The organism is Pandoraea commovens, from assembly GCF_902459615.1.
Classification (GTDB): domain Bacteria; phylum Pseudomonadota; class Gammaproteobacteria; order Burkholderiales; family Burkholderiaceae; genus Pandoraea; species Pandoraea commovens.
In genome coordinates this window covers 183,866-204,446 of the sequence record NZ_CABPSA010000001.1, presented here as the reverse complement: position 1 = coordinate 204,446, position 20,581 = coordinate 183,866, and the positions used below count along the sequence as shown (strand labels likewise).

Annotated in this window: 17 protein-coding genes; 8 read left to right on the top strand and 9 right to left on the bottom strand. The window is 63.6% G+C overall.

Features of this window, described 5'->3' with window-relative positions:
- Positions 1-69: 69 nt before the first annotated feature.
- Complete coding sequence (locus PCO31010_RS00780; protein WP_150662557.1) at positions 70-924, top strand: class I SAM-dependent methyltransferase; 855 nt, start codon at positions 70-72, stop codon at positions 922-924.
- Here the strand turns inward: PCO31010_RS00780 and maiA are convergent.
- Complete coding sequence (maiA, locus tag PCO31010_RS00775) at positions 921-1,574, bottom strand: maleylacetoacetate isomerase (RefSeq protein ID WP_174984142.1); 654 nt, start codon at positions 1,572-1,574, stop codon at positions 921-923. The genes PCO31010_RS00780 and maiA overlap by 4 nt on opposite strands.
- Positions 1,575-1,876: 302 nt before the next feature.
- Here maiA and PCO31010_RS00770 point away from each other — a divergent pair, with 302 nt between their 5' ends.
- Positions 1,877-2,755 (top strand): hypothetical protein, encoded by an 879-nt coding sequence (locus PCO31010_RS00770; RefSeq protein ID WP_150662555.1) that lies wholly within the window; start codon positions 1,877-1,879, stop codon positions 2,753-2,755.
- Between the two features lie 44 nt (positions 2,756-2,799).
- Here PCO31010_RS00770 and PCO31010_RS00765 read toward each other — a convergent pair whose 3' ends face one another.
- A complete protein-coding gene (locus PCO31010_RS00765) occupies positions 2,800-3,540 on the bottom strand; it encodes a lysozyme inhibitor LprI family protein (RefSeq protein ID WP_150662554.1) in 741 nt (246 codons plus the stop codon).
- Positions 3,541-3,691: 151 nt separating this feature from the next.
- On the opposite strand from PCO31010_RS00765, the gene PCO31010_RS00760 reads away from it, so the two are divergent.
- Positions 3,692-5,041 carry an MORN repeat-containing protein gene (locus PCO31010_RS00760; RefSeq protein ID WP_150662553.1) on the top strand — a complete coding sequence of 450 codons (1,350 nt, stop codon included), beginning with the start codon at positions 3,692-3,694 and terminating at the stop codon, positions 5,039-5,041.
- Here PCO31010_RS00760 and PCO31010_RS00755 read toward each other — a convergent pair.
- From PCO31010_RS00755 to PCO31010_RS00725, 7 genes are all read right to left on the bottom strand, one after another.
- Positions 5,032-5,685, bottom strand: a complete 654-nt coding sequence (locus tag PCO31010_RS00755; RefSeq protein ID WP_150662552.1) for a hypothetical protein — start codon at positions 5,683-5,685, stop codon at positions 5,032-5,034. The genes PCO31010_RS00760 and PCO31010_RS00755 overlap by 10 nt on opposite strands.
- 12 nt (positions 5,686-5,697) lie before the next feature.
- The gene (locus tag PCO31010_RS00750; RefSeq protein ID WP_150662551.1) at positions 5,698-7,125 is read right to left on the bottom strand and encodes a BatD family protein; all 1,428 of its coding nucleotides are present in this window, start codon (positions 7,123-7,125) and stop codon (positions 5,698-5,700) included.
- A complete protein-coding gene (locus PCO31010_RS00745; protein ID WP_150662550.1) occupies positions 7,122-8,801 on the bottom strand; it encodes a vWA domain-containing protein in 1,680 nt (559 codons plus the stop codon). Before PCO31010_RS00745 ends, PCO31010_RS00750 begins: the two co-directional genes overlap by 4 nt.
- Complete coding sequence (locus PCO31010_RS00740; RefSeq protein ID WP_174984140.1) at positions 8,791-9,894, bottom strand: vWA domain-containing protein; 1,104 nt, start codon at positions 9,892-9,894, stop codon at positions 8,791-8,793. Before PCO31010_RS00740 ends, PCO31010_RS00745 begins: the two co-directional genes overlap by 11 nt.
- On the bottom strand, positions 9,881-10,456 hold the full coding sequence (locus PCO31010_RS00735) for a DUF4381 domain-containing protein (protein WP_246184373.1): 576 nt from the start codon (positions 10,454-10,456) through the stop codon (positions 9,881-9,883). Before PCO31010_RS00735 ends, PCO31010_RS00740 begins: the two co-directional genes overlap by 14 nt.
- Positions 10,453-11,358, bottom strand: a complete 906-nt coding sequence (locus tag PCO31010_RS00730) for a DUF58 domain-containing protein (RefSeq protein ID WP_373275403.1) — start codon at positions 11,356-11,358, stop codon at positions 10,453-10,455. The genes PCO31010_RS00735 and PCO31010_RS00730 overlap by 4 nt, the downstream gene beginning before the upstream one ends.
- Positions 11,359-11,523: 165 nt before the next feature.
- Positions 11,524-12,483: an AAA family ATPase gene (locus PCO31010_RS00725; protein ID WP_150662548.1), complete on the bottom strand. Its 960-nt coding sequence runs from the start codon at positions 12,481-12,483 to the stop codon at positions 11,524-11,526.
- A gap of 268 nt (positions 12,484-12,751) precedes the next feature.
- Here PCO31010_RS00725 and PCO31010_RS00720 point away from each other — a divergent pair, with 268 nt between their 5' ends.
- The 5 genes from PCO31010_RS00720 to PCO31010_RS00700 all read left to right on the top strand — a co-directional run bounded on the left by PCO31010_RS00720 (position 12,752) and on the right by PCO31010_RS00700 (position 20,529).
- On the top strand, positions 12,752-13,996 hold the full coding sequence (locus PCO31010_RS00720) for a formylglycine-generating enzyme family protein (protein WP_150662547.1): 1,245 nt from the start codon (positions 12,752-12,754) through the stop codon (positions 13,994-13,996).
- Positions 13,997-14,053: 57 nt separating this feature from the next.
- Positions 14,054-15,112 (top strand): HAD family hydrolase, encoded by a 1,059-nt coding sequence (locus tag PCO31010_RS00715; protein WP_150662546.1) that lies wholly within the window; start codon positions 14,054-14,056, stop codon positions 15,110-15,112.
- 17 nt (positions 15,113-15,129) lie between these two features.
- The gene (locus PCO31010_RS00710; RefSeq protein WP_150662545.1) at positions 15,130-16,746 is read left to right on the top strand and encodes an arylsulfatase; all 1,617 of its coding nucleotides are present in this window, start codon (positions 15,130-15,132) and stop codon (positions 16,744-16,746) included.
- Positions 16,747-16,831: 85 nt separating this feature from the next.
- A complete protein-coding gene (locus PCO31010_RS00705) occupies positions 16,832-19,462 on the top strand; it encodes a fused MFS/spermidine synthase (RefSeq protein WP_246184372.1) in 2,631 nt (876 codons plus the stop codon).
- Positions 19,463-19,485: 23 nt separating this feature from the next.
- Entirely contained in the window at positions 19,486-20,529 is a 1,044-nt protein-coding gene (locus PCO31010_RS00700) for a SphA family protein (protein ID WP_246184371.1), read from the top strand.
- Positions 20,530-20,581 lie beyond the last annotated feature (52 nt).

Genomic DNA, 20,581 nt, shown 5'->3' with positions numbered 1-20,581 from the left:
ATTTCCCCCATTTTCGATAAACTATCGGTTTCCGGGAGGCGTGGCCTCCCGCAGCTTATTCAGTTTCCCATGTCGAATACCCACGAAATCCGTCCCGGTCAGTCCATCGAGCTGCTCAAGGAACTCCATATCCTGACGCGCGACGGCAAGATGAATCAGGACAGCCGACGCAAGCTCAAGCAGGTCTATCACCTGTTTCAGTTCATCGAGCCGCTGCTCCAGGAGGTCAAGAACGACAACGGTCGCGTCACGCTCGTCGATCACGGTGCCGGGAAGTCCTATCTGGGCTTCATCCTCTACGATCTGTTCTTCAAAGCGCTGGCGGACGATTCGCATATCTTCGGGATCGAAACTCGTGAGGAACTCGTCAAGACCTCCACGGCGCTGGCGCAACGCCTCGGCTTCCCGGGCATGTCGTTCCTGAACCTGTCCGTCGCCGATTCGATCACCTCCCCGGCATTGCCCGAAACGGTCGACGTCGTCACCGCACTCCATGCCTGCAACACCGCAACGGACGACGCCATCCGTTTTGCGCTCGCCAAGCAAGCCCGTCACATCGTGCTCGTGCCTTGCTGTCAGGCCGAAGTCGCCGCCGTCCTGCGCAAACACAAGGGGCAGCAACTGGCGGGCAATCCGTTGACGGAAATCTGGCGTCACCCGTTGCACACGCGCGAATTCGGCAGCCAGGTCACCAACGTGCTGCGCTGCCTCCAGCTCGAAGCCCATGGCTATCAGGTCAACGTGACCGAACTGGTCGGCTGGGAGCATTCGATGAAGAACGAACTGATCATCGCGCAGTACAAGGATCTGCCGCGTCGTCGGCCTGCCGAGCGTCTGGAAAGCGTGCTGGCGTCGCTGGGACTCGAAGAGATGCGTGAACGTTTCTTCACCACCGACGCGCCAGCCTCCACCGCAGAAGCCTAAATCTCCACCGCGCGATACCCCGGTTGCCGGAACGGATGCGCTTCGGCAAATTCCGGCATCTCGAAGCAGCGCTGCGTCAATTCGGCCACCCGGGGAAATTCGTCCATGTCGACCTGATACAGATCGGCAATGATTTTCTGACCGGCGATGCAGATGTCCGCCAGTGTGGGCGTCGCGCCGATGACGAACGGCGCGGCCGGGCGCGTCATCAGCATTCGCTCGTACGTCGCCAGCCCTTCCCTCCCCCAATGCGCGCACCAGGCCTCGATGGCGTCGGTGCCCACGCCGTACGTCTGCGCCAGATGCTTGCGAACACGCGGCACGACAAACGGATGTGAATCCGCTACGTGGACCTGCGCGACCGCACGGACATATGCGCGCTCACGCGCTGCCTCCGGCATCAATCGCGGTTCGGGATACACCTCGTCCAGATACTCCATGATCGCCATCGACTGAAAGACGCGATGGCCGTCGTGAACCAAGGTCGGCACCACGCGCTCGGCGTTGACGTGCGCGTAATCGGTGTCGAATTGGCGTCCCGCAAGAATGTCGACCTCGATCTCCTCAAACGGGAGCTTCTTCAAGGCAAGCGCAACCTTCACGCGAAACGCAGCGTTCGAACGCCAGAATCCATAGAGCTGAATTGTCATTGCGATGATCCAATCGTGATGTCGTTCAGGAGGCGCAAACGCTCGTGAGGTGATTGCCCCAAATCGATTGCATTTGCAATTCATTCGAACGCGATGATGCCAGCCAACGATTGCATTTGCAACCGATGTTCAGCATCCTGCGATGAACCCCGCGTAATCAGCGAAGGAAATTCATCAGTTCTTGAAATGGATGACAAACACGGGCATTTCAGACAGAATTTCCCCGGCTCGCGGGATTCGGACAGACGCGCCCGACGTGCCACCTCCCGATGCACCGACCAACTCAGCAGAAGGCTCAAGAAATGTCACATCCTGTCTTTCTCGAGAGTCCGCCGTGGCCACGCATGCCGGAGGGCCGTAAGGGCGAATTGAAGACGTATTTCTCCGCCGACGGCCCGTCGTTGGAAGCCAATGCCTATCTCCCGCTGTTCTGGCGGATGCTCTTTTCCGTCGAAGACATTCACTTTGCCTACGTTATCGACGAGTTCGACCCGGACGACGAAGCCATAGAAATCGAAGAGTTTCTGGAAGGCGCGACACAAGCGGAAAAGGATGCGAAGTACCCCTATCTGGTGACGACGAAAGCGCTGGCGCTTGAACGCGCCGCCCGCCGTCGCGACCACGTGATCGAGCTGCTGGGCGAACGTTACCGGTCGATCTTCGATGCCTTCGTAGACTACCTCGGCACCGCGTACGGCGGCTTCGTCCTTATCCGCACCGGCGGCCTGCCTGACGTGACCGACGCCACCGAGTGGATGACCACCGAGCTGGAACAGGTGGCGGCACTGGATCACGGCACCCACGTCCAGGCCGCACTTGCCGATGAAATCGAAGACCTTCGGCGTATCCCAGATACCGACGCCGTCTGGCGTTCGACCGGCACCGGCAATCCGCGCGCCGAGGTGAACCCGTGGCCAAGCCGGTCGCTGGTGGACGCATTCCCGGCATGTGCGCCACGTGCACGTGCGGCGGCAGCAGAGCGTCCGCCTGCCGTCGAGAGGTATCAGTACCGGGATCCCAACGCGTTCGACAAGGCGCTCGAATGGGTGGCGATTCTGGTGTTTGCGGCGGTCGCTGTCGGCACCTGGGTCGTCACGCGATCGGTCTGGAAAGCGGTTGTCGCGACGGTCGTTGTCACCGGCGTCATGGCCTGGCTGTTGGTGCGCGTCAGACGCAAGTAGCGCACAACACCGGCACAACACCGCGTTCGAATTGTCCGGACAGATCAGTCAGCACCGATCATCCCATCGAGCCCTTTGAGCCATTGCACGCGGGCGGTCGTCTCTCTCGCCGCCTGCGCGTTGCGGCAGACCTGCGCATTCGGATTGCCGTCCGACGGGCACACGGCGGCAATCAACCCCTTCTCGGCAGACGTAAAGTCGCGCCACTTCTCGTTAGACGTCCGCACGATACCGCGTGACGCCGACGGTAGTCTCCGCGCCATTCGACGGCCCCAGCGATCGACCTCGGCAGATTGGGCATGACCCGCCACCTTCACGGACGCTGGGAGTGAGCCCTCAGACGCGGCCGACGAGACGTCGCCGCGATAACGGGCGAGCGTCTGCGCCCGACGTTGTGTCAGCAGCATCACGTCGTTGGCGTTCGCCGGAGCGTACATCGTGCCGTGCACAGTGGCATAGACGGCGGCGATGAGCTTCAGATCCGCGTCCCGACTCGCAAGCCAGGCACGCTGCGCCGCGAGCAACGCCGGACGAGCCGATTCCGGCAACGCATCACGCAGCGATTGATAGGTCGCATTCAGACGGACGTCCCAGGCGTGGGTGGCATCCACGATGCACTCGTCCTGCCCGCCGGTCGACTGTTTCTCCGGGTCGGCAAGGCATCTCGTGAGCGTTTGATCGATGTCCACCACAGCGCCGGAAGCTGGCGCATCGGCAGCCCCGGCGGCACACGTCAGGCAGATGGCCAGCGCAGGCAGGCCGCACAGCAGCAAGCGATTCACCATATCGGTCGTCGGTCCGTTAAGAATATCGGATGAGCGGATTCAAGCGCGTACACCATAAAAAATCAAGCATCCCCCAAATGGTGGATGCGTCGAGCCCTCGCCCACGACTATTCTCCTGTCAAAACAGCACCACAAAACGCAGGGGGAAAATATGGCACATTTAAGCAAGCGGGCCTATCGCGCAAAACTCGCCTTGACTGCCGCAAGCGCAGTCGGGCTATTTGCCATCGTCGGCATTGCACACGCCGAAGAAGGCGCGTTCATTCAGGCGGAAGGTCCAAACCATTGCAAGGTCTGGTCGGACGCCAAGCCGGAAGAGCGTCCGGAGTGGACATCCACCTGGACCGGGCCTTGCAACAAGAGTGGTATCGCCGATGGCCCCGGGGTCCAGGAATGGAGCCGTAACGGTGTCTTTTCGGCCCGCTTCGAAGGCACGATGGTCAATGGCAAACGCGGGGGTATCGGCGTCTACACATGGGCATCCGGCGACCGCTACGAAGGACCGTTCGCCGCCGACGGACGCACCGGCAAAGCGAAGTACTACTGGCCCAACGGCGACGCCTACGATGGCGACTTCATCGCAGGCAAGCGCACCGGCAAGGGCGTCTACATCTGGGCCAGCGGCAAACGCTACGAAGGCGACTTCATCGACAGCGATATGACCGGCGAAGGCTACCAGTTGGAACCCAACGGCAACACCTATCGCGGCGGATGGCTGAACAACCAGTTCAGCGGCAACGGCGTGATCGTCTTCGCGCAAGACGGTTCGATTCGCGCGGGCCAGTTCGTCAACAGCAAGATCGTCGAAGGTACCGATAGCAAGGCGGACGGTACGATCATCGCGACGTACTCCAACGGTGTGCGAACCAAGGTGGCGTCGGCAGATAGCGGCTCAGGCGTGTTTTCGTTCGTCGTTGGCCTGCTGGGCGCGGCTGCACAAGGCGTCGCCAGCGGCGGCGGACGCAATGCCGCGCAATATCAGGCTGCCGCCACCGCCCTGCAAGCGGCCTCGGGAACAGGGTCGTCCGGCGGCGGCACGATGCCGATGGCACAGCCCGTCTCGACGATGGCGTCGGCTGGCAATGGCAGCGTCGGAAGCGTGGGATCAGGAAGCGGACGTAACTCGTCCAACGATCCGTTCGCCGGACGCAAGGCCACCGAGCCCGTCCAAGGCTGCATGGAGCAGGTGCGCATCAAGCGTGGCGCATCCGGCTGGGGCGGTTGGTACGACTACGAGACCGGTATCGTCAACAAGTGCGGCTATATCGTGAACACCGCCTGGTGCGTGACCAGCCTGAAGGGGGAAAGCGATACTGCGCAGTGCGAGAAGCAATACTCCGGCATGTACGGCCTGAATCCGGGGCAGCAATCGTCGCTGCATGCCGACCGGTTCGGCGAGTTGCAAATGCTTTCGTGCAAGGAGCCCGCCATGCCGCTCAAGATTCAATGGAACGGCACACGCTTCACCGGCACGTGCTACCTGCCGCCGGGTCAGTCGTAACGCGACCTACCCGGCTTGTCCGGCTTATCCCTTGCGCCCGGCGTTTCGGCACCGGGCGCCTCGGACATGCGCCCGCGAATCCCGTCCCCCCCTCGTTCGCGATGCCCGTGATGGCTGAGCGCTTCGGCTAACGCCACACGCGCCGCCATCAGCATGGCGGTGAGTTCTTCTGCGCGCACGCGCAATGCACGATTTTCCCCTTCCAGACGCTGCAACCGCCGGTAAGCATCCATCGCGTCGAACGGCGCATCCGCAGGCGGATCGATCGCCGGGCGTCCGCTGTCGTCCGGGCTGAGCAGCGCCATGACACGCGCGACGTGCTGCGCCAGCGTCTGCTGTTCTGCGGCACGCATGCCGGGATGCATCGCATCGCCCGCCGGTGGAATGCCGCTCACCCCGAGCCGTGCCCGCGTAATCGCCCGCTGCACGGTGCCCGCGCTGGGCAAGCGTTCGATGCCCGCGCCCGCCAATACGCGCAAGTAAGTTTGTGCGCTGTGCAGGCGATGCGTCGCGCCGGTGGCGTCGCGAATGAACTGGTCGAGAAATGCCGTGTTCGACTCGCGATGCGCTGCGTTGGCCCGTCGGGCGGCCGCGTGAAGTACGCCCAGCGTGACGTCGTCGAAATGGGGGGAAGAACGTGGCATCGGAGCTCCTCGTCAATTGGGAGAGCGACGGCTGGGGCGGTGCTGCGGCACCGGGGCGTACAACGGCGGCAGATCGTCTGACTGGGACGACTGCCGCGACGCGCGAATCATTTGGGCACGGACGACTTTCAAGCGCTGCGCGAGCTGCGGATCGACGGAGGCCTCGTGCGACGCGCCGGGTGCATACCGCGCATACACCGCGCTACGAAGCGCCTCCATGTCCTGAGATCCCTCCAGCGTCAGCCCGCCCGGCGCATCCGCCTGCCGATCCAGCCAGGCGTACAGCGCCCCCACGAACGCGGGCCATGACGCGCCTCGCATAGCGCGCATCAACTGCCGCCACGCGTGTGGTTCGCCCGTCGTCATCGTCCGACGCCAGAGGGCAACGCGTTGCCGCGCACGGCGTGCGGTGCCCAGCAGCCGGGGGCCGATCCACACAAGCGCAAGCACGAGTGCGAGGCCCGCCCCTGCGAACCACAAGTCGGAGCGATCCAGCACGATCACGCGATGCGCCGCACGGCCGACGGCATCGACCGGAATCTCGAACAGCGGCGTTTCATGGGCACCCCGGGCGCTCAGGGAAATCGCGGGCAACGAGACGTGCTCGCGCCGCTGCGCCGAGGTGTTCCACCATTCGATCTCGATGGCCGGTAGCTCAATGTGGCCCGACCGGTTGACGACGTACATCGCCGAGTCCGTACGCACCCCGGCGACGAGACCGCGGCCGCCTTGCAGGTCGTCAGCCGTCTGCGCAGGACGCATGTAGCGCTGGAGACCGTCTACGTCCGCCAACGGCGCGGGCGGAATCAGGATCGCTTCAGTCGCCGTTGCCCGCTGGGTAATGGTGCGGGTGATGGTGTCACCCACCTGAAGATGCGACGGCGACGGCTCGATCTTCTGGCTGACGCTCAGGCCGCTCGTCGGGAAGAACACGGCCATGCCCTGCGCGCCCGGCGGCACCGTAGCGACGAAGGAAAGCGATGGCGTGTGGAGCGCGACCGGCCCCGTTGCCCCACCCGGAAGCACATGGATCACGAACGACGGCACGGTGTATCGCTGCCCCGCCTGCGGTGCGATGCGATACGCACGGCTCACGCCGAACCAACGCTCATCGCCGATCGTCTCGCTGAGGTTGCGCGCCTGTTCGTCCGGCAATGTGACGATGGCACCCGGCATGTCGAACAACGGCCAGTCGGGGGCGTCGGTCAGCCACGTGGTCGTCAGAATGTCGACGACGAGTTTCACTTGCGTGCCCGCGACCACGTTGCCCACCGGTTCGAGATGCGCGCGAATCATCGTCTTCGGCGGTTCGTCGGCGTGCGCGCCCGGCGCGAACGCCGCGCTGACGGCGAGGCACGCCGTGCAAAGCCAACGTCCGATGGCTGGCCTCACGATCCGCGCCATCAGGCGCTGCATGACCTGCTGCATGATCTTCGTCATGGTGCGCCCGCCTTTGCACCATCGACCGGTGCAGACGCCCCGGGCACCACGGGCTTAGCTGTTGGAAGCGACGGCGTCGCGGCCTCCTGCTCGAAGCGCTGACGCAGAAACATCGCGGGCGACGTGTTGAGTCCTCGCATCCAGACGTCCTCCGTCGGTGCCATCGACACCACCGCCTGCTGCGCACCCCGCCCCTTCTTCGTATCTTCCTTGTCCTGCCCCTGAGATGGCTGCTGGTGCGCATCCTCCGTCTGCTCGTCGGCCTTGAGCAGGTCTTTCATCAGTGCGATGTTCGCCGTCGCTTCCGCCCAGCCGGGATGCAGCTTCAACGCGATGTGGTAGGCCTTGATCGCGCCTTCGTAGTCGCCCAGATGCGCCAGCGAGTTGCCCATGTAGAACGCGGCTGTCTCGCTTTTTTGCTGTGTGAATATCTGCGAGAACGTGGCGAGCGCATCGCCATAGTCCTTAGCGGCGTATTGGGCGCGACCTTTCCACATCGGGTCCTCGAAGCGCGCAGCCGCCGTCGCGAAGTCGCCTCGCTCGTAATACCAGCGGCCCTGCTGATCGCGCGTTGCGAAGGCGTCGATCCATCGCCAGCCGTCGTGTTGCGGCGCTGCATCGGCGGCGCGAACGACATCCGGCGTTGCAGCAAACGCCAGCGAAAGCACCACGACAGGCAACCATTTCACCGTCCAGCCGCGACGAAACGACAGCAAAACGAGCAACAGCACAGGGACGATCAGCCAGAACCCGCTCTCCTGCCAGCGCGCTTCGCGATGTGCTTCGTCCATCTCCGCGAGATAGGTCTGCGCGCGGCGCTGCACCCAGACTACGTCGTCTGCATCCGCTCGCAAGCTCGCCAGCGGTATGCCCGCGTCGCTCGCCAGTTTGCGGATCCCATCGGCATCGAATCCGGCGGTCACCGGTACTCCGCTCGCATCGGTGGCCACCGTGCCGTCGGCGTTACGCACGGTTCCGCCCTTCGACGTGCCCGCCGCGAGCCATAGCAGTTGCTGCTTCGAGGCTTTCGCCCGTGCGACGAACGCCTCGCGCGACGCCGCATCGAAGCCGTCCCCGATGAACACGACGGTGCCAGCCGCCGCGTCGTGTGAGAGCAGTCGCTCAGCCACGTCGAGGGCCAGACCCATGCGCTTGCCGTCCTTGGGCATCAGGCCTGTGGCCAGAGCAGGCACGTAGAGTTCGAGCATCGCAGGGTCTTCCGTCGGCGGCACGACCAGGTGCGACGTTCCGGCGTAGACGACGAGCCCCGTGCGTGCGCCTTTGCGTGAGCGCGCGATATCCAGCACCTTCGCCTTTGCGCGTTCCAGCCGCGTGGGCGGCACGTCGGTGGCGTCCATCGAACGGTTCAGGGCGAGCGCGATGACCATCGGGGCCTTGTCCTGACTGAACGGTGGCCGTACCTGCTCCCACGTCGGGCCCGCCGCAGCCACCGCGCCGACAGCCAGCAGCACGGCCAGCGTATGCACGGGCTGAAGGCGGTACGTCCGCGTGTCGCCGACAAGCAGATGCTCCAGCAGTTCCGGCGCGATGAATTTGCGCCAACGCGCGCGAACGTCGCTGCGCCGTCGCCAGACCAGCGGCAACAGGACAGCGGGCACGAGCAGCCACAACCAGAGCGGCCGCAGAAAGTGGAACGCGCTCAGGTCAATTTCCATGCGCGGCTCCTGCCATGACTTCAGGCTTCGCTTCGGATGTTGGCGGGTTCCCCGGTAGGGACGGCTTATCGCCGTCGACCTCCCCGTCCGTCGGCACTCGCTGCCGTGCCGCGCCGCGAATGATTGCGATGAGCAGCGCGCACAGGTGGTACGCCGTCACGATCAGCAAGGACAGTCCCAGCGGTATCCAGAAATATTCTGTCTGCGGCCGGTAGACCTCTTGCTTGATGCGCTCGGGGGTCAGACGGTCAAGCTGTGTGTAGACGTCGGCCAGATCCTGTTCGCGGCCAAACGCCTGATATGACCGGCCACCGGTTGCCTGCGAGATGCGCTGTAAAGCCGCCAGATCGACGCGATCTTCGCCGGTCGCATCCACGTCGCCGATGCCGATGGTGTGAATCACCAGTCCGTGCTCTTTGGCAATACGCGCGGCCTGATCCGGGGGAATCTTGCTGGCGGTATCGTTCCCGTCCGTCAGCAAAATCAGCACTTTTTCGGGCGCTTTCGAATCGGCCAGCAGCTTGACGGTCAGCCCGATGGCGTCGCCAATCGCCGTACGTGGACCGGCCATGCCGATCTGCATCTGATCGAGCAGGATCATCACGCTGTCGTGATCCAGCGTGAGCGGCGCTTGCGGATACGCGGCGTCGCCGAACACCACCAGTCCGATACGGTCACCGCGTCGTTTCGCAATGAAGTCGGCCACCACGTGTTTCACCGCCGTCAGCCGGTCGGTCCGCTCACCCGTGGCCGCGCTGACGAAATCGGTCGTGCCCATCGACTGAGACAGATCGATGGCCAGCATCAGGTCGCGCGCTGGTGTCTCGTGCGTAATCGGGGCTTCGACGTGCACCGGTCGGGCTGCCGCCATCACCACCAGTAACCACACAAGCGGCAACAGCAGCCATTGCAGCCAGTTGCGCCGCATACGTACGCCGCCCGGCGACGGACGCTCGCCAGCGGCATCCGCCATCTCGTGGAAGAACGGCGTGCGCAGCGCAAGCGCCATCGCCCGATACGGCGGCACAAGCCACGCGACCAGTATCGGCAGCGGCAATAACGCCAGCATCCACGGCAGCTCAAACTTCCACATGGTGATCACGGATCCATTGACGGGCACGCTGCATAAGCGCGTCGATATCGCCCTGCGGGGTGTCGTCCACGCCTCGCGGTGCGTAGCTGGCCATCGCCAGGTAATGACCATCGGCCACCACGAAGTGGCCCCGATGCCCATTCAGGAACTCGATCCACGCAGCGCCGCGCAGGCGTCCGACACCCGCACCCGGGTATGCCGCCAAGGCCGTGCGCTTGAGCAACGCGGCCAGCGATGCAACGGCAATCGTGCGTCGGGCCGGATCACGGGTCATCGACGCCAGTGTTTCGAGTTCGGCCAGCGCCAGACGACGGTATCGGTCGCGACGGTATCGCCGCCAGGCGCGCCAACCGCACCATGCCATGCCGAGCAGCAAGAGCAGTGCCACCACGCCCCATCCCCACGTCTGCGGCGCATACGACACGGGCGGCGGGAGCGAGAGTTCGTCCAGCCCGGTCAACGCGAGCGAAGCGTCCATCGTGTCCGGCGCATCGTTGGGCATGTCGTCGGCGACGTTGGGGACCGGGGTGGCTGTCTGGGCAAGAACCCACGTAGTGCTCACAATCCACCTCCGTGCGTGCCCGAATGGCGTGCGCCCAGCAACCGACGCACCTGATCGACCGCCGCTTCCGCGCTGGAGAGCGGCATCCACGGCACGCCGCTCGTGCGCAGTAGTTCCGCGACCTCGGCGGTGCGTCCCCTGAAAAAGGCGGCGACGGGAGTACGCACCCGTTCGTTCGCGACGCGCAGCTCGACCTGCAAATGTCCTTCGCTCACGACGAGCGCACTGCGCTCGTCGACGTGCTGCCACAGTGGATCGAAGACCAGTCCGGCGACGACGTCGTTATGCACGCTCAGTTGCCGTAGTAACGCCTGTGTGCGCGTGTCGGCACCAGCGAAGTCGCTCACGATGCAGATCAGATGATCGTGCGGGGCCATATGCAGCAGCTGACCCAGTGCCTGATTCAACTGCGCGTAGTCGGTCCGCACCGGACTGTCCGCGTGCAATTCGGCATTCATCTCAGCGATGGCGCCGAACAACCGGGCGATGCGGCTCAGACTGCGCAAGGGACGCACCCGCTCGATGCGCGCGTCGTTGAAGACAACGCCACCGACACGGTCCCCTGCCGCGTAGCCCATCCATGTCGCCAAAGCCGCTGTCTCTGCCGCGACAACCGACTTGAACGCGCGTTGCGATCCGAAATGCATACTCATGCGCTGATCGACGACCACCTGCACGGGCCGGTCGCGCTCTTCCGTATAGGCACGCACAAGCGGTCGCGCCACGCGCATCGATGCGCGCCAGTCGATGTGTCGGATGTCGTCACCCGGCACGTAGCCGCGAATCTCGTCGAAATTCAGCCCCCGCCCCCGCAGCCGCGATGTGTGGTTGCCGGACAACACGCTCCTGACCGGTGCAGGCGCGACGAAGCTCAGTCCGTGCACTCGAAACCGCAGCCGCATCAGATGCGGTACATCGACATGCACCGTTCCGAGCGTGTCGGCGGGAACTTCGCGACGGCGGGCAGGCAATGGCGGCGATGCAGGCATGAGCACGCTCCCCGAAGGTGTTCTGCTACTGGCGCAACGACTTGATCGATGCGCCCGATCCACTCGTTACCCACGCTTTCAGGCAGGTACGGGTGTTGTCTCCACCAGACGGTCGACAATGCGATCAGCGTCGATGCCGTCCGCGTTCGCGTCGTAAGACAACACCAGACGATGGCGCAATACTGGATGCGCGACTGCCCTCACGTCGTCCGGCGTCACGAAATCGCGATCCTCCAACCACGCGTGCACGCGCGCCGCGCGGTCGAGTCCGATGGCCCCACGCGGACTAGCACCGACTTCGATCCAGCGCGAAAGATCGGCATCGCTGGCGATCCCGTGACGCGTGCCGTTCACCAGCGCGACGATGTACGCGTCCACCGCAGGCGACACGCTGACATCCTCGATTTCGCGTCGCGCGGCGAAGACCTCTTCCTGTGACAACGTCCCGCCCACCGGCGACGTCTGCTTGGTCTCGTTTCTGAGCAGTTGCAACATCGCCTGCTCACTTTCCGGCGTCGGATACGTAATGAGTATTTTTAAAAGAAAGCGATCCATTTGTGCTTCTGGCAATGGATACGTACCTTCCTGCTCAATCGGATTTTGTGTCGCCATCACCATAAACAGATCGGCCATCGCATGCGTCTTGCCCGACACCGAAACTTGCCTTTCCTCCATCGCCTCAAGCAGTGCCGACTGTACTTTGGCAGGCGCGCGATTAATCTCGTCCGCAAGAATCAGATTGCCGAATATCGGCCCGGGCTGAAACTGAAGAACACGTTCCGTTCCCGATTGAAGCAGCGTTTCGCCCCCGGTGATATCGGAAGGCAGCAGGTCCGGCGTGAATTGAATGCGACGCATCGTGACGGCCAGACGGGCCGCAATCGCCTTCACCGTGCGGGTTTTGGCTAGTCCGGGCAGGCTTTCCAGAAGGACGTGCCCGTCAGCAAGCAATGCGATCAGGATCTGACGCACCACCGCCTCCTGCCCGACGACCGCATCGCCGATATTTTTTTCGAATTCAATAATAGTATTCTTCATAATGCCGATAATTTAAATTACTTTAAAAATAACTCGGCAATTCTCAATTCAACAAAGCACCCTACAAACCTTAAGCAAACAAATGGTTGGCGTCAAAGATTAATTTCCATCCGCGTTGAAAATTTCAATTGAGTTTACTCAAATTAAATAATAATCTTTAACCCACATCAGGCGGGGCGACTCACTCTTTCCATTGCGAAGGCATTTGCCTCGCGCACCTACGGCAAAAGAGCAGGTACGCCAGCGCGTATTGCGGGAGCTTCAGCACATGTCACGACGCAAGCGAATCGCGCAACACGACACTTCATCCGGCCGCGCACCCGCCGCATCGCCTCCGGTGCGCGGCCGTCGGACGTTCCTCCTGTGGGCTGGCGCGGCGCTTGGCGTCTCAGTCGCGGCTGGCGGTGCGATGTCCTGGGCAATGAGCCGCAATGACGCCGCAAGCCCACGCGATATCAAGATCGTCATGGGCGACGGCGTTCGTGGCCCCGAAGGCATGGCGTGGATTCCCGGCGGCGCGTTCCTGATGGGCAGCGACAGCCGCATGGCGCAGCCCAACGAGAAGCCCGCCCATCCCGCGCGCGTGCATGGCTTCTGGATGGACGCGCATCACGTCACGAACGCGCAGTTCCGACGCTTCGTGGCGGCGACGGGCTACGTCACGACCGCCGAGCGCAAGCCGGATTGGGAGACGCTCAGGGTGCAGTTGCCGCCGGGTACGCCGCGTCCGCCCGAGAGCGCACTGGTCGCCGGAGCGATGGTGTTCGTCGGCACCGACAAGCCCGTCCCCCTACAGGACTATTCGCGCTGGTGGCGTTTCGTGCCGGGCGCGGACTGGCGGCATCCGGGAGGACCGGACACCAGCATCGCGGGCAAGGACGACCACCCCGTCGTGCAGGTCTCGTTCGAAGACGCGCAGGCCTATGCGAAGTGGGCAGGCAAGCGTCTGCCGACCGAGGCCGAATGGGAATTCGCCGCGCGTGGCGGACTGGAGCAAGCCACCTATGCGTGGGGCGAATCGTTCGCACCGAACGGCAAGCAGATGGCCAACGTCTGGGAAGGCGAACAGGCGCAGCCATTCCCGGTCGTCAACCCGAAGGCCGGTGGCGCCGTCGGCACGAGTCCGGTCGGCACGTTCCCCCCGAACGGGTATGGCTTGTCCGATATGACGGGCAACGCCTGGCAGTGGGTCGCCGACTGGTATCGCGCCGATCAATTCCGGCGCGAAGCAGCGGCCAGCAAGCTCGCGGACAACCCGACCGGCCCGTCCGACTCATGGGATCCGGCCGATCCCGGCGTGCCCGTGCAGGCCCCCAAGCGCGTGACGCGCGGCGGCTCGTTCCTATGTAACGAAGCGTATTGCCTGAGCTATCGCCCGAGCGCACGACGCGGCACCGACCCCTACAACAGCATGTCGCATCTCGGCTTCCGGTTGGTGATGGACGAGAGCGCGTGGCAAGCGTCGCGTCAAACGACGCAGAACAAGCTCGCTTCGGTCACCCCGTCGCGCTGACGTCTCATCGCTTCACGTCGACGAACCCGCACCATTACAACGATCAAGGATTGGGGGATGGAGAGACTTCGCTCGCGTTTTGGCCGGGCAGCGGCCGCCGTCGTGGTGGCGCTGTCCCTTGCTGCCTGCGCAACACCGACGCCGACGCCGCCTGAGCAGCAAGCTGCATCACCGGCATCGTCGTCTGCGCACACCGCCGACGCTCTGCCCTCGTGGCGTGACGGCGGGGCCAAGCAGGCCATCGTGCGCTTCGTGGCCGACGTAACCCGCAACGGTTCGGCCAGCTATGTCCCGCCAGCCGAGCGCATTGCCGTATTCGATAACGACGGCACGCTGTGGAGCGAACAGCCGCTGTACTTCCAGTTTGTCTTCATGATCGATCAGGTGAAGGCGCAGGCCGCAGCGCATCCGGAATGGAAACGCAATCCGGCATTCCAGGCCCTGATGGCCGGTGATCTGCGGGAACTGAGCGCACAGAAGAAGTCTCTGTTGCAACTGCTCGCGCAGGCGAACAGCGGCATGAACGTCGCCGACTACGACGCGCGCATCGAGGCATGGCTCGCCTCGGCAAAGCACCCGACGCTACATCGCCCCTATACGTCGCTGGTGTTCCAGCCGCAGCTCGAACTGCTGACTTATCTGCGCGCGAACGGCTTCAAGACTTACATCGTCTCCGGCGGCACGACGCAGTTCATGCGCGCGTGGGTCGAGCGTGTTTACGGCGTGCCGCCCGAACAGGTGATCGGCACCGACGAAGGCCTCAAGTACGAAAGCCGTGACGGTCAGGGTCAGTTGGTTCGTCAGCCCAAGATCGACTTCGTCGACGACGGACCGGGCAAGCCGGTCGGCATCTACCGCCGCATCGGACGCAAGCCGATCCTCGCGTTCGGCAACTCCGACGGCGATCTGCAAATGCTTGAGTACACGACCACGGGCCAGGGCCCGCATCTGGCGCTGCTCGTACATCACGACGACGCTACCCGCGAGTTTGCCTACGACCGTCAGTCGAAAATCGGCCGACTCGACCGCGCATGGGATGTCGCCGTCACCCGAGGCTGGACCGTCGTGAGCATGAAAGACGACTGGGCCACCGTGTTCCCGCTTTCCTCCCAATGACCTCACCGGAGACGACGATGTCATTCTCACTCAGACGAGTCTTCAGCTTCACCAGTACAGCGGTCCTTGCCGTTACGGCCGCGTACGTGCTGGTTGCGCCTGGCGACGCGCCAGCGCAAAGCGGTACCAAGCCGCCGAACATCCTTGTCATCTTTGGCGACGATATCGGCCAGACGAACATCAGCGCCTATTCCAACGGGCTGGTCGGCTACCGCACGCCGAACATTGACCGCGTGGCTAAGGAAGGCATGATCTTCACCGACTACTACGCCGAGAACAGTTGCACGGCTGGGCGCTCGTCGTTTATCACGGGGCAGTCGCCGCTGCGCACCGGTCTGTCGAAGGTCGGCGCACCGGGTGCCACGGTCGGTCTGCAAAAAACGGACATCACCATTGCGGAAGCACTCAAGCCGCTCGGCTACGCCACCGGCCAGTTCGGCAAGAACCACCTCGGCGACCGAAACGAGTACCTGCCGACGGCGCACGGCTTCGACGAATTCTTCGGCAACCTGTATCACCTGAACGCCGAGGAAGAACCAGAGCGACCGTATTGGCCGAAGGATCCCAACGATCCGTATGTGAAGAACTTCACGCCGCGCGGCGTGATTCATAGCACGTCTGATGGCAAGGTGCAGGATAGCGGGCCGTTGACCAAGAAGCGCATGGAGACCATCGACGACGAGACGGGTGCCAAGGCGGCAGAATTCATTCAGAAGCAAGTCAAAGCCAACAAGCCCTTCTTCGTCTGGATGAACTTCACTCGCATGCACATCTACACGCACGTGCGGCCGGAGTTTAAGGGCAAGAGCGGTATGCCCGGTAATGAGTATGCCGACGGCATGTGGGAACACGATCAGGACGTGGGCAAACTGCTCAAGCTGCTGGACGATCTGAAAATCACGGACAACACGATCGTGATCTACACGACGGACAACGGCCCGAACATGTTCACCTGGCCTGATGCCGCCATGACGCCATTCCGCAGTGAGAAGGACTCGAACTGGGAAGGCGCTTTCCGGGTGCCCGCGATGATTCGCTGGCCGGGCAAGATCAAGCCGGGCAGCGTGTCCAACGAGATCGTTTCGGGGCTGGACTGGTTCCCGACGCTGCTGGCCGCAGCAGGCGACGATGGCGTCAAGGATCGGCTGCTCAAGGGCTGGTCGCCCAAGGGCAACAAGACCAAGTTCCGCAATCACCTGGACGGATACAACCAGTTGCCGTATCTGACGGGCAAAGCCCCCAAGGGAGCGCGCGACGAGTTCTATTACTTCAATGACGACGGTGAACTGGTAGCCATGCGCTTCGGCAACTGGAAAGCGGTCTTCTGCGAACAGCGTGCGCCGGGCAACTTCAACATCTGGCAAGAGCCGTTCGTTTGCCTGCGGGTGCCGAAAATGTTCAACCTGCGAATGGATCCCTACGAGCGGGCGGATATCACTTCGGATCAGTACAACGATTGGCTGGCGAAGAACGCTTATCTGACCGCCATTGCCACAATGAAGGCCTCGGTATTCCTCCAGACCTTCGTCGACTATCCGCCGAGCCAGCGGCCTGCGAGCTTCAGCATCGATCAGGTGCGCAAGCAGGTGGACAAGAAGATCGATCAGTCCTTCAAGAACCGCGGACTGGAGTAAGTCCGACCGCAGACCTCGCCGTGCCGGAACTTGACGTCTCTCCGGCCCGGCGGGGTTGTTTCATCTGACTCACCTCCGAAAACCAATGCGCGATATGACCGATACGCTGGCTTCCCCGTCGATTCCCGCGCCTCGCGGCCGCCGCAAGGTCGCATCGCCGTCTGCGTCGCCCGCCCTCGCCTTACCTGATTCCCCTGCTGTCCCCACAAGCACGCCTGCGCCGTCGTTAGCATGGCCCGCATTGTTGCTTGTGCTCTCGGGCGCATCGGCACTCGTCTTTCAGATGATATGGATCCGGCAGCTCTCGCTCGTCGTGGGCGTCGAAGTGCATGCCGTGTCCATCGCGATCAGCGCCTTCTTCGGCGGCCTCGCGGTCGGTGGCTGGTATTTCGGACGGCGCGCCGACGGCGTCGCCAATCCCATGCAGCTCTACGCCGTGCTTGAAGCTGCCGTGGCGCTCACGGCTATCGTCAGCACGCTTGTCCTCGCACGCGCCGCAGCACCCTTCGCCTGGCTCGAAGCCCATGTGGGCCTCGCCGCGTGGGTGTTGCCGTTCGTGCTTGTCGGTGTGCCCGCCGTCTTCATGGGCGGCACGCTTCCGGTCCTCATGCGCTCGCGCCGCGGTATCGACGGCCACGTCGGGCATGCGGGTGCGCGTCTGTACGCGGCCAATACCGTCGGCGCTGTTGTCGGCGTGCTGGCAGTACCGTTCTGGCTGATACCGTCGTTCGGTATGCAGGGTGCCGCGTGCGCTGCGGCCGGGCTGAGCGTCCTGCTGGCGCTGGCGGCGGTCGTGGCGTCGCGACGCGCGTCGGCAACAATGCCGCTGGCTTCGGCACCTATCGAAACGCATGCCGACACGTCCGACGCAGTCCCATCGCTTGCACGTCGTCGGGGCACGCTTGCCATCGGGCTGTATGCCGTCGCTGGTGGTGTTGCACTGGGCTACGAAGTTATGTGGTCGCAAGCCATCGTGCAATTCGTCAGCACCCGCGCATTTGCGTTTGCCATCGTGCTCGCCACCTATCTCTGCGGGTTGACGCTCGGTAGCGCCCTCGTGGCCCGACGTGTGGAGCGTTCCCGTGATCCGTGGGGCGTATTCGCGCTGCTGGTCGCCGGTGCGGGCGTGGTCGCTGCCGTCACGCTGTACGGGCTGGGCGACTGGATCTTCGTCGCTCAGGGCAAGCTCGCGAGCATGGTCTATGCGACGACGCAAAGCGCCACGCTTGCAATGTGCGCCCGCTTTCTCGTGGCGGGTCTGGGTATCGTCTTCCTGCCGACGCTGTTGCTCGGCGCGGCCTTCCCGTACGTGTTGCGCCTGGCGGTGGACGCCGGTTACGTCGGCCAAGGGGTCGGCCGGGTCGTCGCGCTCAACACGGCGGGCGGCATCGTCGGATCGCTCGCGACGGGCTTCTGGCTGGTCCCGTCGTTCGGTCTGGTGCGAACGCTTGGCGTACTCGCAGGCATTGCGTGCATCGTGGCGCTGGTTGCCGTCTGGCGCGGCGCAGGTGTTGGAAAGGTGGCGCGCATAGCCGTCATCGGACTCGCTGTGGTATTGGGTGTCGCCACCGTCGCCACGCCGCCGCAGCGGCTCGCGACTTTGCTGACCGACGCGCGCGGTGGCGAACTGACGTTCTATGAGGAAGGTCGGGGGGCGACGGTCGCCGTGCTGCGTCAGTCAACCGGTTCGAACCGGTTCGAGCGTCTCTATATACAAGGCGTGTCGAATTCGGGGGACGCCATGACGTCGCTGCGCTACATGCGGCTTCAGGCGCTGCTGCCGCTCATCGTCGCAAAAGCACAGCCGCAAAGCGCACTGGTCATCGGACTCGGAACCGGCATTACGGCGGGCGCGCTGTTGCAGTATCCGGGCCTCACGCACCGGGTGACGGCAGAACTCCTGCCTGCGGTCGTCAAGGCGTCGTCTCACTTCAAAGGCAACTACGGCGTGGCCGACGACAAGCGCATGGACATTCGCGTGCGCGACGGCCGTCGCGAATTGCTGCGCAGTGCGGATCGCTACGATCTCATCACGCTGGAACCGCCGCCGCCGAGCGCTGCGGGTGTCGCCAACCTTTACTCCACCGACTTCTACAAGCTGGCGTCGTCAAGACTTAGCGACGGGGGCGTCGTCGCGCAATGGTTGCCGTTGCCCACGCAGAACGAAGCCGAAACGAAGGCGCTCATCGCCAGCTTCATTGCCGTCTTCCCGCACGCAAGCCTCTGGACGACCGAACTGCACGAAATGTTGCTCGTCGGCGGCCAGTCGCCGCTGGTACTCGACGCCGCATCGATTCGTCAGCGCTTTGCACAGCCGGGCGTGGCGCAATCGCTTCGGGAAGTCGGCATCGATTCGCCGGGTGCGCTACTCGCGACATGGATGACGGATCGCTCGGGGCTCGCCTACTACGTGGAGGATGCTGCGCCGGTGACCGACGACCATCCCCGCATCGAATACGCGCCGTGGGTCGGGCGTCAGGCCTTCGCCCCGACGCTGCGCAACCTGCTGGCACTGCAAAGCGAACCACCGGTGACCGGCGCCGACGAGGCACTCACCGCCGAGATCGCCCGGTCGCGACAGGCGTTGCTGGCGTTTTACGGCGCGTCGCTGGCCGCCCTCGACGGCGACCGCAACACCTGGGCGCGTCAGTTGGGTACTGCACTGCAACTGGAGGCCAATAACCCGTACTTCCGCTGGTTCGCCGGACAACGCTAAGTCACGGACAGCCGTTCCCACTCATGACACCCGACGCCAACAACATGCTGCCATCGCGCCTCTCGCCTACTTCGTCGCCTCGCAGCGCTTCCGCCACGCGTGCCCGGCGCCACCGCACGCCTCTGGCGTTCGCTGCGACACTCGTCGCACTGGCCGCCGTCACGCCGAACGCCAACGCCGCGGAAGGTGCGCTCGGGCGTCCGGTCAGCGGCACGGGCGTGCAGCCGAATGCGGGCGTCGTCTCGCCGGAGCCGATCTGGGCGGTCAATTTCGCGGAAATCTATTTCGACGGGAACATCGGCGGCAGCCGTCAGGCACCGATTGCTGGCACGACGTCGCTAGGGCTTAACGGTGAACTGTCGTTCACGCTCGCCACACTGATGAAGACGTGGAAGACCGACACCGGTGCGTGGAACTTCGCGTCGAGCTTCACGCTGCCGTATCTGTGGACAAAAGCGACAGCGACGCTGAGCGGCGGCCGGGGCAACTCGGTCGGTACGTCGCAGACGGCATCGAACCTATTCGACATCACCTTCACCCCGATCATCGCTGGCTACCACTTCTCGCAGACCGATCACATGTCGTTCTCGGTCGCCATCTGGGCACCGACCGGCCGTTATGATCCCAATGCACTGGCGAACCCTAGCCTGAACAACTGGACGTTCATTCCTCAGGTCGCCTATACGAAGTTCGTGCCGTCCTACGGGCTGGAGTTCGACGTCATCGCCGGTGTGCAGTTTTATACGCGCAACACAGCGACCGATTACCAGAACGCGCCGCTCTTCACGCTCGATGTCATGGGCCTGAAGAAGTTCTCGAACGGACTGGGGATCGGGCTGGTCTTGGGGACGACGCAGCAGTTAGGCAGTGACAGCGGCCCGACCGCCGATCAATTGAACGGCTTCCGGGGTCATGACTTCGCATTGGGGCCGATCGTCACCTACGACACCAAGATCGACGGCAAGCACCCGTTGTCGTTTTCCGCGCGCTGGGTGCCGACGATCACCGCCACCAACCGCCTCAAAAGCACGAAGACGTTCATGGCGACGGCGACGCTGATCTTCTGATCCCTACGCTTCGCACACGGGCTTCACCGTCGGCAACCCATCGGCCAAACGG